Genomic DNA, 15630 nt, shown 5'->3' with positions numbered 1-15630 from the left:
GACGGCTCTACCGCCGCCTTTTCCACATCGCTCACCACGACGGTCGTCAACCAACGCAGCATGTGGCGGTTTGGCACCATCCCCCGCAGGACGGAACCGAGGGGCCAAGTCCCTCATCTCTCGCACAGCACCGCATCGCGAAGCTCTCCTACCTGAACTCCCCTCTGCGTTCGTGACACACGCGGTTTGAAATCTCCCTCCGCAGGGCGATTCCGAAGGGCCATACCTTCATCTCTCGCACAGCATCGCTTCCAGAAGCTGTCCTACATCAACTCCCTTTCGCGTTCAGGACACAATGAGCGTTTCCCGGTAAGCCCTCATGTCTGTGTGTGATCGTTCAGATGGTGCGGTCGTATTCGAGCTGGAGCAGGACGAGGGCCGCGGCGGCGATCTGGGTGATGCGGCTGGGATCGAGGCTGACCCGCCGCAGGGCCTTGAAAGTGGTCTTACCCTTCAGTTGTAGATCATGGTCCTTGTGGTACTTCTGACGTCGCGTGAGATGCGGACCGGTCCATGTGTCGTCGTGCGCGGGTGCGGCGGTGGCAGGCGCGGGCGATGGTCTGGTGCAGGCGGCGGTAGGCGGACCAGGCCAGGCCGTGCCGGATACGCTCGGCCCGGTCGGGTTGCGGGGCGAGCAGGATGATCAGGCGTTGGATCTCGAAGGCCGTGAAGCGGACGGGGGCCGGGGTGCCGGTGGGGTCATCGTGGTCCCCCTCTCTGGTCGCCGGTCAGTGTGGGCTGGTCTTGGCCGAAGCGGGTGGAGGCCAGTGGGCCCTGTTCCCGGGCGGCTTGGGCGTCGCAGCCGGCCAGGAAGGCGGCGGCGAGCTGGGCGAGGGTGATGTGCCGGTACCAGCCGTGGTAGGAGCGGACCTCGTAGTCGGCCAGTCCGCAGGCGGATTTCGCCAGCTTGATCGCTTCTTCCACCCGCCAGCGTGCTCCCGGGACCAGCACCAGGTCTTCCATCGCTGTCCCGGGTGGTCCCCAGCCCAGGTAGTAGTCGCGCTTGGCTGGTTCCTCGGGGCGGCGGCGCGCGATGATCCATCGTGCCCAGGCCTCGTCGCCGACCGGCTCGCCCGGGTCGATGATCCGGCGTGCCCACCACTGCCAGACGCGGGTGTCCAGCTGGGAGGGCCCGGCTGGTAGCTGAACCCAGTCCTCCTCCTGGGCGACGCGCTCCACCAGCCGTCCCGCATGCCTCCATCCCGGGCGTGCCAGTACCGGCGTGTTCGCCTGGACCGCTACCACGTAGGGCAAGTGATGTTCCTCGAGGAAGGAGCGGAAGGCCTTTTCTCGCCCGTAGACCTCGTCCGCCGCTACCCACACTGCTCCTTCGCCCTGGGGCAGGTCGGGCAGCGCCCGCTCGATCATCGCCTCGGCCAGCCGCGGCTTGGTCATGAAAGCGCGGTCCTCGGGCACGTGCGCGGCCCGGCAGCGCGCCGGGTCGCCTGTCCACTCCTTCGGCAGGTACAACTCCCGGTCGATCAACGCCTGCCCGGCTCCGGTCGCCCACGCGGCCATCACCCCGACCTGGCAGGGGAAGACACCCCCCAGCGCCCCGGAATACTGCCTGGCCACCCCGGCCGAGGCCGTGCCGCGCTTGGCGAACCCGGTCTCGTCCACCACCAGCACTCCCGCCCCGCCCGGCCCCGCGCCCTCCCCGTCGTCCGCCAGCGCCGCGACCACGTGACGCCGCGTGAAGTCCCGCATCCCCTCCACGTCCCAACGCGCACGGTCCAGCAGATGCTGCTGGTTCCACGGCGCACCGTCGCCGGCGTACTCCGCCAACTGCCAGCCGTTCTTCCGCGAGACCGGCCCCAACAAGCCCCGCACACACGCCGCAACCCGACGCCGCACGTCCACCCGGGGGAAGAACCGGCCGACCTCCAACAGCAGGTCGTCCAACTGCCCGGCCCACTCCTCCGCCCACTCCCGGTCCGACACCGCGCCCACAACGTCCAGCAACTCGACCTGCATACACGCCAGTTACCCGCCCTACGAGATCGACGAACTACGACCCCGACCATGATCTACAGCTCAAGGGACTGACCCGGGAGTGTCTAATCAACGGCGGATCTGCTGATCAAGGGAGAGACGCCACGTGAGCGAGATGACGATGGAGCAAGGGTCCGTGGAGGAGTCGGCAGGCAATGCGACGCCATCGGCCGCGTCGGACGAACAGCTCGTCGCGATGCTCGTTGACCGGGCACGTAGTGAGGGACTGCAACTGACTGGCGAGGGCGGGCTGTTGCAGATGCTGACCAAGCGGGTGCTGGAGTCCGCCCTGGAAGGCGAGATCACCGATCACCTCGGCTACGAGAAGCACGATCCGGCCGGGAAGAACAACGGCAACAGCCGCAACGGCACCCGGGCGAAGACCGTACTGACCGACATCGGTCCGGTGGAGGTGAAGGTGCCCCGCGACACCGCCGGCAGCTTCGAGCCGCAGATCGTCAAGAAGCGGCAGCGCCGCCTGACCGGTGTCGACGAGATGGTGCTGTCCCTGTCCGCGAAGGGTCTCACCCACGGGGAGATATCGGCTCATCTCGCCGAGGTGTACGGCGCCGAGGTGTCCAAGCAGACCATCTCCACCATCACTGACAAGGTGATGGACGGCATGGCCGAATGGCAGAACCGGCCGCTCGACCGCGTCTATCCGGTCCTGTTCGTGGACGCTATCAATGTCAAAATCCGCGACGGTCAGGTCGCGAACCGCCCCATCTACGTCGTGATGGCCGTGACCGTGGACGGCACCCGCGACATCCTCGGCATCTGGGCCGGTGACGGCGGCGAGGGCGCGAAGTACTGGCTGCACGTGTTCACCGAGTTGAAGAACCGCGGCCTGGACGACGTGCTGATGCTGGTCTGCGACGGACTCAAGGGCCTCCCCGAGGCCGTGGAGACCGTCTGGCCTCGCACGATTGTCCAAACGTGTGTGGTTCACCTGCTGCGGAATTCGTTCCGTTACGCCGCCCGCCAGGACTGGGACAAGGTTGCCAAGGCCCTCAAGCCCGTCTACACCGCTCCCAGCGAGGACGCGGCGACGGAGCGGTTCCTGGAGTTCCAGGAGTCCTGGGGCCAGAAGTATCCAGCGATCGTGAAGCTGTGGTCGGACGCCTGGGCCGAGTTCGTGCCCTTCCTCTCCTTCGACGTCGAGATACGCAAGGTCATCTGCAGCACGAACGCGATCGAGAGCGTCAACGCCCGCATACGCAAGGCCGTTCGCGCCCGCGGACACTTCCCCAACGAGGCCGCCGCCCTCAAGTGCATCTACATGGCGCTGATGAGCCTGGACCCGACCGGGAAGGGCCGCAAGCGGTGGACCATGCGCTGGAAGGCCCCACTCAACGCCTTCCAGATCGCCTTCGAGGGCCGCCTGACCCCGAGCAACAACTGACCGCTCAACAACCAAGATCAGCCGTTAAATTGACACACCCACTGACCCGGCAGCTGTAGTTCTTGATGATCGGTGTGGGGGAGTCAGGTCGCTGCAGCTGCGGTGATGTTGTTCCAGCGCTGGTGACATGCCTGGGCGACGGCTTGATGGCGGCGGCGCCAGGCCGACCAGTGCAGGGCGTGGTCCGTGTCGCGGTTCGGCAGGGGCAAGGCGGTGATGCGGAGCAGGGTCAGCAGCTCGCGTGCGCTGACGGGGATGAGGTCGCTGCTGCCTGTGGTGGGGGTGGTGCGGGCGAGGGTGACAGTCAGGACGGCAGCGGCCAGCAGGCTGAGTAGACTCCAGCGCATCCAGGAGTTCCAGCAGGTCACCTGGCCCTGGTCGAGTCCGGTCGCGCCCTTGGCGAGCTGGAAGTCTTCCTCGACCCGCCACCTGGTGCAGATCACGTGGACCAGGTCGGCGAGTGTGACGGGGATGGCTGAGTGGCAGCGGTAGAAGGAGAGTTCCCCGGTGAAGCGGTGGCGGCGTACGACGAGAACGGAGTGTCCGTCTTCGACGCGGTTGCCGGGCTCCGGGGCGTCGTCGGCCAGAACACCGATCCACGCCCAGTCGTAGTGACGGTCGCCCTTGAGGCCGTGCCCGGTACGCATGCGCATCCACGCCTGCCGGGGCAGCTGCCTGGCCAGGGCGTTGGCGGTGAAGCCGCCGGCGGGGGTGGCCACGGTGTGGTCGGCCCGCACGGCAACCGCGTAGTCGAAGGCGAGCTCGCGGGCGCATCGGCGCAGGTCGCGACCGCCGTAGACCTCGTCGCCGGCCAGCCATCGGGCTTCGACACCCAGGGTGCGGGCCCGGCGGAGCATCCCGGCGGCGAGCTGGGGCTTGGTGGAGAACTCGATCGCGTCGGGCACGTGGGTGAGCAGGCGGCGTTCCTCGTCCCTGGCCCAGTCGGTGCCCAGGTACAGGGCGCGGTCGATCAGCGCGTGGCCGCGCGGGGAGGCGTAGGTGAGGTGGACGGCGACCTGGCACAGCCCGACCCCGCCCAGCGCTCCGGAGTACTGGTGGGCGGCGCCGACCGCGTCGGTGGAGGACTTCTCATCCCCGGTCTCGTCCACGATCAGCACCGCGTCACTGTCCGCGAGTTCGCCAGCCGTCCAGGCGGCCATCCGGTCACGCACCCCGTTGTGGTCCCACACGCCCCGCGACAGGAAGTGCTGCAGACGCGACGGGCTGCCATGGCCCATCGCCTCCGCGAGCGTCCAGCAGTTACGGCTTTCCAGACCCATCAGCATGGCCTGGGCCATCTCCCGGGCCAGTAGCCGGGACTCCCGGCGGGGGAAGCAGTCGGCCACCGCCGCCATCACCGCCCCGAAGCAGTCCCGCCACGTCTCCCCGGCTATCGTGGCCTCCCCGGCCACCGCGTCATGGCTCGTCGTCACAAACGATCATCGTCGCGGTGGCCGTTCCCGTCTCCGCAACCACCCCACCCGAAACGGCTGACCAGCACGAACGCGTCAACGATCAAGAACTACAGCTGCCGGGTCTTAAGCAGGGCATTCGCGCGTTCGCACATCCCGTGGATGCCTCGGATGACCCTGTTGAAGGTCTGCTGGGCTTCGGTGAGTTCACCGCCCGCGGGCTTCTTGACCGGGTGACGGAAGCCGTCTCCGGCGTTCTCGTAGCCGAGGTCGACCAGGGTCAGTGTGCCCAGTTGGTCGGCGAGCCGGTTCAGAGCATCGACGAGCCCGTGGTGGCGGGCGCAGGTAGTGTCGTGCTCGCGGCCGGGCCGCACCGGCGAGACCCAGATCGGCCAGCCGTTCGGGGCAGAGATGACCTGCACGTTGCCGCCGTGATGCTTGTGCTTGCCCGACCACCAGAGGTCTGCCCCGTTGGGCCCCGGGGCGGCGACGCGGTCGGTGCGGATGACCGTGCCGTCCAGATTGAGATGGGTCAGGCCGGCCGCCTTCGCCCGTTCCAGCGCGGTGGCCAGGTCCGGTGCCCCGGCCGCCAGGACCGTCAGTCCTTCGTGCAGGTATCGGTAGGCGGTGGACGTGGACAGGGCGTTGTCGCGGGCGAGTTGGGACAGACGGGTGCCGTCGATGAACCAGCTCAGGATCAGCACGGCCTGCTTGAAGCAGCCCAGGGCGCGGCGCCCGCGGCGGGTGCCGACCTCGGTTCGATGGCTTCGCAGGAGCCGGGCCAGGTGCTCGGCGGTGGAGCGCCGGACATCGAGCACGGCGGTGTATGTGACACTGGTCGGCACGTGAGGCCCCTCGGTCGGATCTTTCTGTCGCAAGATCGTTCCTACCAGGGGCCTTACGCCTGCCCGGAGTTGGGAGTGCACCACGAAACTCCCGGAGGCGATCACCCTCAGCGACCGTCGGTTACCGGGAAAGGCTCAATCAACCAACGCAGCTCGGGGCGGTTTGACGCCTCCCACCGCAGGGCGACGCCGAAGGGCCACAAACCTTCATCTTCCGCACAGCACCGCATCAAGCAGGGTCTCTACCTACATCAACCTCACTCTCAGCGTTCGTGGCACACCTTCAGTTGCAGATCGTGGTCTTGCTGTTCGGGCACCAAGTCCTATGCCGAACTACTCCCCGCCTCGATCGGTCGGTTCGGGAGTGCCAGGGCCCGTCTTCTGGCCACCGGCGGGGACCGGAAGACCGACCCCGCGGACGCTCTCTACGTGGCCCAGGTCGCGCTCTTCCGCACTGATCTGCGCAAGGTCACCGCGGAGGACTAGTCCACGATCCTGCGGCTGCTGACCGAGCGGCACGACGACCTGACCGGCGAGCGGACCCGTATCGTCAACCGTCTCCACGCGGTCCTCCGCGACCTGTTGCCCGGTGGCGCCCCCACACGGCTGTCGGCAGAGAAGGCCGCGACTTTGATGAAGGACATCCGGCCGGCCACTGCGACGGACCACTGCCGCCGGGACATCGCTCGTGATCTGCTGGCCGACCTGCGCAGGCTTGACCGGCAGGTCAAGGACAACGAGGCCCAGATGCGCGATGCTCTCGCTGCCGCACGAACCAGCCTGACGTCGCTGCCCGGACTGGGCACGGTACTGGCTGCGAAGCTCCTGGGCCACGTCGGCGATATCAGCCGCTTCCCGACAGAGCACCACTTCGCCAGCTACGTCTGCAGCACGCCCTTGGACACCTCCAGCGGCAAACGGGTACGCCATCGGCTCAACACCAGGGGTAACAGAGCCTTGAACAGCGCGCTTCACATCATCGCTGTCTGCCAGATCCGTAACGATGGGCGCGGCCGGGAGTACTACCTCCCCAAGATCGCCGAAGGAAGGACACCCGCCGAGGCGCGCCGAGCCCTCAAACGACACCTCTCCAACGTGGTCTACCGGATCATGAAACGAGATCAGCGAGTTCAACTCGCAGCAATTGCTTGACACACAGAGGCGCTAATCAACGGCCCTGCCTCACATTCGGTGGTAGCGAAGCGTGACACTGATCACCAACTGCTGGATGTTCGAGGCGCCTTCTGTCTCTTGGGCATGGCGAAGTCCCGGCACGATGGTCGGGTTCTCCGTGGTCCTTGAGGTCGTGGGCAGGATAGGACGGGTAGCCGACAGCCGGCTGGGCGGGGCAGGGCGGCGAGCCGGTGGAAGGCCGTGGTCAGTTCGTGTCTCCAGGGCCAGGTCGCGGAGATGCGCAGTCGTAGACGGCGGCCGCCGCGGGTGAGGCGAGCTGCGTCATGCAGGATCCGGTAGCGCAGTTTCCTAGGCTCGGCGCTGGCCAGTTCACCGTCCAGCAGCAGGATCCTCGTCCAGGCGAGCAGGTCGATCGCGGTCAGCGACTTCAAGCCACGAGACCGGGCCGCCGCAACCGCGCCGTGCTCCACGTCCACCCCGCAGGTGGAGAGACCGAGTTCCCCTGCGTGGGCGACGAAGTTCCCGATGCTGCAACCGATGTCCAGTACGGATTGGATGCGGCCCAGCGTTGCGGCGTGACCGATGGTGGCGGCGTAACGCCGCTGGCACCCCTGACGGACTTCGTCATCTGCATATATGTCAAACTCATAAGACCCAGGTTTCACTGACGGCGGTGGTGCTGGCGCCACAACTCAGCCCAGATCCACCGGCTTGATTTCGGTGTGATCGTTTCGGGGTCGTGCAGGCCGTGTCGGGGTTGAGTTGCGGATTCGGGCGTGAGGTGGCCGCTGGTCTACCCAGCTCTTCCACTTTTCCGCAGGTCTCGGGCTCTTTCGGGCAGGTCGGTCAGGGAGTGTCAGGGGGCTGGTGGCGCGTGCACGATGTTGAAGAGCTGGGTGAAGTTGGTGCTCCAGGGCCAGCGTGCGGGCAGGTGCAGGGTGAGGCGGCGGGCCGAGCGGGCCAGGCGGGCGGGCACGTTGATCAGGTGGTCCCGGATGGTGGCGGTGGTCGCTCTGGCATGGAACGTGCCGGCCAGTGCGCCGGCGGCGCGGGTCAGGTTGTGTGCCAGGGCTGCCAGGGCGAGCCAGGCGGCATTGGCCTGGAAATGCCCGGAGGGCGCGTGGGCGAAGGCGCTGTTCTTGACATCCGCGATCACCTGCTCGACGACGGCGTGCCGTCGATGGTCACGCTCGGCATCGTTCAAGGAGAGCGGGGAGTCGGTGAACGCGGCGTGGTAGCGCCAGGTGTCAAACAGCGTGCCCTGTCCGGCGGGGACGGCTTGCGCGCTCAGGCGTTTGACGCGGCGCACGATCAGACGGGCGGTGACCTGCTGCTTCTTCGGCTTGGAAGTGAAGGCGGTGTAGGTGGTTTTGGCTATCTCGGCGTCGGAGATCCAGCACTGGCCCTCCTCGTCCCAGACCGCCTTGGGGTACTTGATCGGCGTCCAGGCGTCCTCATCGATGCGGGCGATGGCGGTCTTGACGGAAGCGTTCATCCGCACGGTGATGGAGAACCGCGCGCCCAGCGCCCGGCAGGAGTTGACGACATCGGCGCCGTAGAACGCCGAGTCCGCGCGCATCACCAGCAGGCCGCTGGCGCCGCAGGCGCGAGGCGGTGCGGATGGTCTCGGCGACGAACGCCGCCGCTCCGCGCGCGGAGTTCGAGGGTCCCTTGCGTAGCCTGGTGGCGGCGATGACCGGGGCGGCCAGGGGTGTGGAGACGATGCCGAGCAGCGCGTTCAGGCCCTTGACCTTGCTGTATCCGTAACCGGCGCCCTGCTTGGCGTAGCCGTAGGTGCGGCGGATGGTGTCATCGATGTCCACGTAGGCGACCTGGTCCGCGCCGGGCAGCAGCGGGGCGTGATGGGCCAGTTCGGGAAGGAACCGGCGGGCCACAGCGTGCAGTTGCTTCACATGCCCGTGGGTGAAGGAGCGCAGGAACGACCCCAGCGTGGACGGGGCCCGCGCACCGGAGAACAGGCGGCCCATCGCGCCGTGCCGCAGCCGGTGCATGTCGTCGATGCTGTCGGCGCCCGCGACCATGCCACCCACCAGCGACATCACCTTCGCCGCGGGGAAGGCACCGGTGCCGTCCTTCGAGGCCGGCAGACGGATGTACTCCCCGACCAGTGCGGGCAGACCGCACCGCTCGGCCAACCGCACCACCGGCTCCAGGCCGCCGTATGCGATCAGGTTCGGGTCGTCGAACGCGGATGAGACCGCCGCTGCGGCATGGGAAGATTGCATCTCGGAAGTGCCTTGCTGATCGTGCCTGATGTGGTCCTAGAGAAATCCCATCATCGCAGGTCACAAGGCACTTCTTCGTTCCCCGAGAAACCGTCCACAGGCATCAAGCCGGTGGATCCGGGCTCAGTCTGGGGTCCGGGCGGAAATACCCGGTGAGGCAGCGCTTGCAACGGATGGGGCGATAGCGACCGTCCACGACCAGATGCAGAGCGTGACCTTTCTCCAGGCACGCTGGGCAATGGTTGTCCAGCGGGCTCGGCGTTCCGGCTTTCAGAGTCTCGGTCTCAGTCGAGTCTGCCGAGGTGGCGCCCATCCTTACCGCCTTCCAGGTAATAAGAAGCACTCTCGCCCGAGCATTAGTTGGATTTGCATCATGTATTTCACGTCGGGCGTGGGCGCCCACGACTCTTCCCGCCGGTGAATGCATCCGACGCAATCGCCACGCAAGCACAGTCCCGTCCGTAATTGCGAGATGTCGTGCGAGACGAATCCCGGGTGTGGTGGGCGCACGGTTGGACCGTTCGAGCGAGTTTTTGCTGTGGATTTCCTGTGCCGAAATTCCGGCCGCGCGCGTTCCATCTGCCACTTCGCCGGTCACATCGCCCTGCAGGCCGTGACTGGCGTGGGTGAGTCGCCTTGCGCGCGATTGACAACACACCCTACCGTCCAATCCCGCTGGACGAATTGTCCAGTTTCATTGGACAATGTCCGGGTTTCCATCAGTGTTCGAGTCTTCGCGGTGCCCTGGGGTCGGCCGAGGTCCTCGGGTCGAGGAGAAGCGAACCGATGACAGCCATGCCATGAGCCCCCACGCCCTCGAGCCACGAGGCGAGGACGGGCTACGCGGACTCCGACCCACCATGACCGTGCGGCGGCATATCAGCCAACCCCGCCCGGATCCAGGGCCTGGGAATGCCAGTCACTCCCTCACTCCCTCACTCCCTCACACCTCTCACTCCCTCACTCCCCAAGACAGATCTCTGGGCCCGAGACCACGAACTGACCTTCCGGAAGGATGAAATGCCCCAGGCACCAATGGCAGTACCGACACAGAGACAGACCATCCGGAAGCAGCCACCAGCCGGACGCCGCACCGGCAAACCCATCTGGTACGCGTGGGCCGCCGTCCTCGGCGACGCGGCTGGCGCCGCCGTGCCGATGTACCTGGCGTTCGCACTGGCCGACGGGAGCAATGCCACGGCGTACGCGATGGTGGCGACCGCGGCGTGGCTGCTCGTACGCGGCGCACGGAACCGCTACGCCGAACGCCGTCTCGGTGAGCGCGACAACGTCGGCCCCGCACTGCAGGACTGGCTGGTGCTGATCGGACTACTCGCGGTCGTGCGGGCGGCGACGGGCGAGGAATCCCCCTTCCTCGTCGCGCTCACCGCCTTGGTGCCCTGCGCCCCCACCAGCGCCCTCGTGCACACGCTGATCCGCCGCCATCTGGTCACCCGGCGCCGCGCCGGCCGGGCCGTCCGCAGGGCCTTGGCGATCGGGGAACCGAACGCCGTCGACAGCCTGGTGAGCCACCTCGCCAAGCGGACCGACCACGAGTTCGTCATCGTCGGGGTATGCCCGATCGGCGACCGCGACCCCCAGACGCTGACCCCGGTCGCCGCCCGCCTCGGCAGACAGGCACCGCCGCGCATGTCGGCCGACTCCGCCCCGGTGCTGGAGGCTGCGCGGCGGCTCGGCGTCGACGTGGTCCTGGTCGCGCCGGGACCGTACATGGCCGGAACGCGGCTGCGGCAGCTGTCCTGGGCACTGCACAACGAGGAGTGCCCGCTCGTGGTCGTACCGGGACTCACAGAGGTGTCCGGGCGCCGGGTGAGCGTCTTCTCCGTGGCCGGTCTGACGATGCTGAACGTGGCGCCACCCCTGAGACGGGGGCTCGCGGCGCTGCTCAAGGCGGTGACTGACCGGCTGGGCGCAGTGCTCCTGATTGTGCTACTGGCCCCGGTGTTCACGGCGGTGGCCCTCGCCGTACGGTTGGACTCCCCGGGCCCGATCGTGTACCGGCAGACGCGCATCGGTCGCGGCGGACAGCCTTTCACCATGACCAAGTTCCGCTCCATGGTCGCCGACGCAGAGCGGCTGAGACACCAGCTGGCCGCCACCAACGAACAGGACGGCCCGACGTTCAAGGTGCGCCGCGATCCGCGGATCACCCGCGTCGGCCGGGTACTGCGCCGCTACTCCCTAGACGAACTGCCCCAGCTTTTCAACGTGGTGCGGGGTCACATGTCCCTGGTCGGCCCGCGACCGCCCTTGCCCGACGAGGTCGCCGGCTACGACGAGGTGGAGCTCCGGCGACTGGCCGTGAAGCCCGGCCTCACCGGCCTGTGGCAGGTCAGCGGCCGCTCGGACCTGTCGTGGAACGAGACGATCGCTCTGGACCTCAGGTATGTGGACAACTGGTCGCCCATCGGAGATCTCGGGGTACTCGTCCAAACGGTTCGGGCCGTTGTGGCGGGCACCGGGGCCTACTGATCGCCTGTCGGCCGCGCTCCGGCACCGGCAATCCCCCGGGAGGACCATGCCGGGTCTTCGAACTTGAGCGGTCTGACACGGCAGCTGTAAGTCTTGATCTTCATAGTGAGGTCAGCAGGTCGCGGTGGCGGCCACGTTGTTCCACTGTCGGTGGCAGGCGGTGGCTCGGTGCTGATGCCGGCGTCGCCAGGCGGACCAGTGCAGCACGTGGGTCAGGTCGCGGCGGGGCGTGGGGATGACGGTTGCCCGCAGGACGGCGAGGAGTTCGCGGGGGCTGGCGGGAACGAGCTCGGCGCCGGTGGTGTCGGCGGTGTGTGTACGCGCGCGGGTGACGGCCAGGACCGCCGCGGCCAGCAGGCTGATCAGGCTCCAGCGCATCCACGAGTTCCAGCAGGTCACCTGCCCCTGGTCGAGCCCCGCGTGGTCCTTCGCCCCTTGGAAGTTTTCCTCGATCCTCCACCTGGTGCAGATGATGTCCACAAGGTGCGCGAGGCTGACGGGGGTGGCCGACTGGCAGCGGTAGAAGGAGAGTTCGCGGGTGTAGCGGTGGCGACGCACGACGAGGAATGAGTGCCCTGAGGCGGACGCGTAGCCCTCGAGGGCGTCGTCGGCGAGCACGTCGATCAGGGCCCAGTCGTAGTGGCGGTCTGCCTTGCGGCCGTGCCCGGTCCGCATCCGCATCCACGCCCGTCCGGGCACCTTTCGGGCCAGCTCGGCCGCCGGATGGCGGCCGGTGGCGGTGGTGGCGCGGTGGTCGGTCTTGACCGCCATGGCGTAGTCGAAGCCCAGAGCGCGGGCAGCGCGGCGCAGCTCGAGGCCGCCGTAGACTTCGTCGCCGGTGATCCAGCGCGCGCGGATGCCCAGGGCGCGGGCGCGGTGCAGCATGGTGATCGCCAGCTGGGGCTTGGTGGCGAAGCACACCTCGTCCGGCACGTGCCGCAGCAGCCGGCGCTCCTCGTCCTCGGCCCAGCCCGCCGGCAGGTACAGCTCCCGGTCGACCAGCGCGTGTCCGCGGGGCGAGGCATAGGTCAGGTGGACAGCGACCTGGCACAGGCCCACCCCGCCCAGCGCGCCGGAGTACTGGTGGGCCGCGCCAACGCAGTCGGTCGAGGACTTCGCGTCCCCCGTCTCGTCCAGGACCAACACTGCTTGCTCGTCAGCGAGTTGACCACAAGCCCAGGCGGCCAGCCTGTCCCGGGCCGCATCATGGTCCCAGGCGCCACGGGAGAGGAAGTGCTGCAGCCGGTGCGGGCCGTCGTGACCAAGCGCCTCAGACAGCGTCCAGCAGTTGCGCCGCTCCAGCTCCATCAGCATCGCCTGCGTCATCTCCCGCGCCAGCAGCCGCGAGTCCCGTCGCGGGAAGCAGTCCGCGAGCTGCCCCATCAGCTCCCCGAACGCCGTCGTCCACTCCTGCCGGGCTACCGTGGCCTCCACGGCCACCACGTCATACGTCGACTCCACAATCGACCATGATCGAGGTGGCCGTTCCCATCCCCGCACCCGCCCCGCTGACCTGCATGAACAGCTCAACGATCAAGACTTACAGCTGCCGTGTCCGTACAGCATCGCTGCAAGAAGAGTTCCTACATGCTTCTTCCTTTCGCGTTCAGGACACAACAAGGCCGTGTACCTGCACAACAAGGTGCGTTCCGAAGGACAAGCTGACGTGTGGTCCAGCGCAGCTCGACAAGATGCTGACCGAGGCGCGTCGGGTGACGCCGTGGCTCGCGCAGGGCGCGAGCGTGCCGCAGCAGCAGGTCATACGCGACTTCGCGACATCGCGGGCGAAAGGGCTGGGGGACATCAAGGCCCGGCTGCCGATGCGGCAGCGTGCGGGGATGCCCCGCTGGAAGAAGAAGCGGGAGGCCGATCCGTCGTTGAACTACACCCGGCGTGGGTTTTGTCTCAAGGACGGGCGCCTGCACCTGGCGGGCGGGATCGTGCTGACGGTGGTGTGGTCGCGCCGGCTGCCCAAGGCGCCGTCCTCGGTGCGCGTGTACCGCGACGGCATCGGCCATTGGTACGCGTCCTTCGTGACCGCCACCACCACTGAGCAGCTGCCGGAGACCGGTCGCATGATCGGGATCGACTGGGGCGTCAAGGAGAGTGCGACCACCACGAGCGACGATTACGACCTTCCCCACGCCCAGCACGGGAAGAAGGCCCAGGCGAAGCTCTCGCGCTATGACCGGATGATGGCCCGACGCCGACCGGCCACGGGGCAGGCCGCCTCGAAGGGCTACCGCGAGGCGAAGAAGCTGCGCGCGAAGGCGTACGCCAAGGTCGCCGGGCAGCGTCAGGACACCGGCCGCAAGTGGGCCAAGTCCGTGGTCTGCGGCCATGACAGGATCGCGGTGGAAGAGTTCCGCCCGAAGTTCCTCGCGAAGACCACCATGGCCAAGAAGGCGGCCGACGCCGCTATCTCGGCAACCAAGCGCGCCCTGATCGACATGGGCCGCAAGCATGGGCGGGATGTGCGCTCTCACCGCGTTCGCCCTCGTGGTGGCGCTGCTCGTGACCGGCCGGCTCGGCCTCGGCGGGACGGCCGGCATGTCATTCGTGCTCGCCTCGGCGCTGGTTGCCGGTGCCGCCATGGGCTGGGCGGAGGTCGTCCTGGGCGCGCACTACCCGACCGACACCCTCGGCGGCTGGTGCACCGCGCTGGCGGTGATACCGGCGACCGCGTGGCTGGTCGACCGCACGGCTGACTCGCTGGTCGACCGGACGGCCGAGGCCGGTCGGCCGGAGCGTCGCTGACGTCACGTCACGTCATGTCACGCCAAGCGGCGGAATACGGGCTTGACCGGTCGTCCGGCCAGCCAGGGGGTGGGGTCGGCGGCGTCCAGTGCCTTCCGGTACACCGCGCACGCCTGGGCCACCACCTCGACGGTGTGATCGATGTCGGCGTCGTCGAGCGCGCTGCTCACCACGAACGACGGGGCCAGCACCCCGCCCGCGAGGAGCCGGCGCAGGAACAGGGTGCGGTACTGCTGCGACGGCTGCCCGTTCTCGTCGAGGGTGGCGAAGACCAGGTTGCTGGCCCGGCCCCGGACGACGAGGTGGTCGCCGACGCCCGTGCTGGCCGCGGCGTCGCGGACACCGGCGGCCAACCGCTCGCCGAGGGCGTGCAGCCGTGCGGTGACGCCCTCTTCGACGTAGGTGGTGAGCACGGCCATCGCGGCGGCCAGGGAGTGCGTTTCCGCACCGTGGGTGGTGGACAGCAGGAACACCCGGTCGCCGGAGTGTCGCAGCCCGCCCCGCTCCATCAGATCGCGGCGTCCGGCCAGCGCGGAGACGGCGAATCCGTTGCCCAGCGCCTTGCCGAACGTGGAAAGGTCGGGGACGACGCCGTACAGGCCCTGGGCGCCCGCCTCGGACCAGCGGAAGCCGGTGATCATCTCATCGAAGATCAGTACGCAGCCGTGCCGGTCGGCCAGCTCGCGCAGGCCGGCGAGGTACCCGGGCGGAGGCTCGGTGTGGGTGGCGGGTTCGAGGATCAGACAGGCGACCTCGTCCTGGTACCGGGTGAGCAGCTCCTCCGTGGCGGCCAGGTCCCCGTAAGGGAACGCCACGGTGAGCTCGTTGGTCGCCGCCGGAATGCCGGCGGACATCGGCGTGGTGCCGATGAACCAGTCGTCGACGGAGAAGAACGGATGGTCGGCGCAGATGGCCACCCGCGGGCGCCCGGTGGCGGCGCGGGCGAGGCGGACCGCGGCGGTGGTGGCGTCGGAGCCGTTCTTCGCGAACTTCACCATCTCGGCGGTCGGCACCGTGGCCAGGAAGCGTTCGGCGGCTTCGACCTCCACGATGGACGGCCGCACGAAGTTGCTGCCGCGGTCGAGTTCCCGCCGCACCGCCTCGATCACGCGTGGGTGGGCGTGGCCGAGGCTGACCGACCGCAGGCCGGAGCCGTACTCGACGTAGCGGTTGCCGTCGATGTCCCACACGTGGGCACCGCGGCCGTGGCTGATGACCGGGGCCAGGTTGTCGGGGTACTGGTCGTCGCCCTTGGCGTAGGTGTGCGCGCCCCCGGGGATCATGGCGTGCAGCCGTTCGTTCGCCCTCCGCGACCGGGGCAGGTGAAGCTCTTGGGTGTCCACGGGTAC

The 15630-nt window shown here is 68.1% G+C and carries 7 protein-coding genes and 6 pseudogenes; 5 read left to right on the top strand and 8 right to left on the bottom strand.

Annotation, left to right across the window (positions count from 1 at the left end):
• Window positions 1-337: 337 nt before the first annotated feature.
• Together ACQEXA_RS50985 and ACQEXA_RS50980 are read right to left on the bottom strand one after the other, a co-directional pair.
• Window positions 338-448, bottom strand: a pseudogene (locus ACQEXA_RS50985) (IS5/IS1182 family transposase); the annotation flags it as partial.
• A 251-nt stretch (window positions 449-699) separates the two neighbouring features.
• Entirely contained in the window at window positions 700-1974 is a 1275-nt protein-coding gene (locus ACQEXA_RS50980; protein WP_433133417.1) for an IS701 family transposase, read from the bottom strand.
• 139 nt (window positions 1975-2113) lie between these two features.
• On the opposite strand from ACQEXA_RS50980, the gene ACQEXA_RS50975 reads away from it, so the two are divergent.
• Window positions 2114-3394: an IS256 family transposase gene (locus ACQEXA_RS50975; RefSeq protein WP_432938879.1), complete on the top strand. Its 1281-nt coding sequence runs from the start codon at window positions 2114-2116 to the stop codon at window positions 3392-3394.
• An 83-nt stretch (window positions 3395-3477) separates the two neighbouring features.
• Here the strand turns inward: ACQEXA_RS50975 and ACQEXA_RS50970 are convergent, their stop codons facing one another.
• Both ACQEXA_RS50970 and ACQEXA_RS50965 read right to left on the bottom strand, forming a co-directional pair.
• The gene (locus ACQEXA_RS50970) at window positions 3478-4827 is read right to left on the bottom strand and encodes an IS701 family transposase (protein ID WP_433133415.1); all 1350 of its coding nucleotides are present in this window, start codon (window positions 4825-4827) and stop codon (window positions 3478-3480) included.
• Between the two features lie 101 nt (window positions 4828-4928).
• Window positions 4929-5651, bottom strand: a pseudogene (locus tag ACQEXA_RS50965) (HARBI1 family protein); the annotation flags it as partial.
• 633 nt (window positions 5652-6284) lie between these two features.
• On the opposite strand from ACQEXA_RS50965, the gene ACQEXA_RS50960 reads away from it, so the two are divergent.
• Window positions 6285-6803 (top strand): transposase, encoded by a 519-nt coding sequence (locus tag ACQEXA_RS50960; RefSeq protein WP_433133413.1) that lies wholly within the window; start codon window positions 6285-6287, stop codon window positions 6801-6803.
• Window positions 6804-6985: 182 nt separating this feature from the next.
• Here ACQEXA_RS50960 and ACQEXA_RS50955 read toward each other — a convergent pair.
• Both ACQEXA_RS50955 and ACQEXA_RS50950 read right to left on the bottom strand, forming a co-directional pair.
• Window positions 6986-7201 (bottom strand): annotated as a pseudogene (locus ACQEXA_RS50955) (transposase); the annotation flags it as partial.
• A 440-nt stretch (window positions 7202-7641) separates the two neighbouring features.
• Window positions 7642-9031: pseudogene (locus ACQEXA_RS50950) on the bottom strand (IS1380 family transposase).
• Between the two features lie 1035 nt (window positions 9032-10066).
• On the opposite strand from ACQEXA_RS50950, the gene ACQEXA_RS50945 reads away from it, so the two are divergent.
• On the top strand, window positions 10067-11524 hold the full coding sequence (locus ACQEXA_RS50945; protein ID WP_433133411.1) for a sugar transferase: 1458 nt from the start codon (window positions 10067-10069) through the stop codon (window positions 11522-11524).
• A 111-nt stretch (window positions 11525-11635) separates the two neighbouring features.
• Here the strand turns inward: ACQEXA_RS50945 and ACQEXA_RS50940 are convergent, their stop codons facing one another.
• Window positions 11636-12985, bottom strand: coding sequence for an IS701 family transposase (locus ACQEXA_RS50940; RefSeq protein WP_432928858.1), 1350 nt, complete (start codon window positions 12983-12985; stop codon window positions 11636-11638).
• A 200-nt stretch (window positions 12986-13185) separates the two neighbouring features.
• On the opposite strand from ACQEXA_RS50940, the pseudogene ACQEXA_RS50935 reads away from it, so the two are divergent.
• Window positions 13186-14004: pseudogene (locus tag ACQEXA_RS50935) on the top strand (RNA-guided endonuclease InsQ/TnpB family protein); the annotation flags it as partial.
• Window positions 13991-14281: pseudogene (locus tag ACQEXA_RS50930) on the top strand (phosphatase PAP2 family protein); the annotation flags it as partial. The pseudogenes ACQEXA_RS50935 and ACQEXA_RS50930, both read left to right, overlap by 14 nt.
• Window positions 14282-14298: 17 nt before the next feature.
• On the opposite strand, the gene ACQEXA_RS50925 reads toward ACQEXA_RS50930, so the two are convergent.
• Complete coding sequence (locus ACQEXA_RS50925; RefSeq protein WP_433133408.1) at window positions 14299-15624, bottom strand: glutamate-1-semialdehyde 2,1-aminomutase; 1326 nt, start codon at window positions 15622-15624, stop codon at window positions 14299-14301.
• Window positions 15625-15630: the final 6 nt, after the last annotated feature.

The organism is Streptomyces sp. CA-106110, assembly GCF_050936285.1.
Lineage (GTDB): Bacteria > Actinomycetota > Actinomycetes > Streptomycetales > Streptomycetaceae > Streptomyces.
Note: the sequence above shows the minus strand (reverse complement) of the source record. Positions and strands in the feature narration are given on the sequence as shown.

What these genes read in the sequence shown, in the direction of transcription:
- ACQEXA_RS50960 (WP_433133413.1), top strand. Translation starts at nt 6,285, where the DNA reads ATGAAGGACATCCGGCCGGCCACTGCGACGGACCACTGCCGCCGGGAC.
- ACQEXA_RS50975 (WP_432938879.1), top strand. Translation starts at nt 2,114, where the DNA reads ATGGAGCAAGGGTCCGTGGAGGAGTCGGCAGGCAATGCGACGCCATCG.
- ACQEXA_RS50980 (WP_433133417.1), bottom strand. Translation starts at nt 1,974, where the DNA reads ATGCAGGTCGAGTTGCTGGACGTTGTGGGCGCGGTGTCGGACCGGGAG.
- ACQEXA_RS50945 (WP_433133411.1), top strand. Translation starts at nt 10,067, where the DNA reads ATGGCAGTACCGACACAGAGACAGACCATCCGGAAGCAGCCACCAGCC.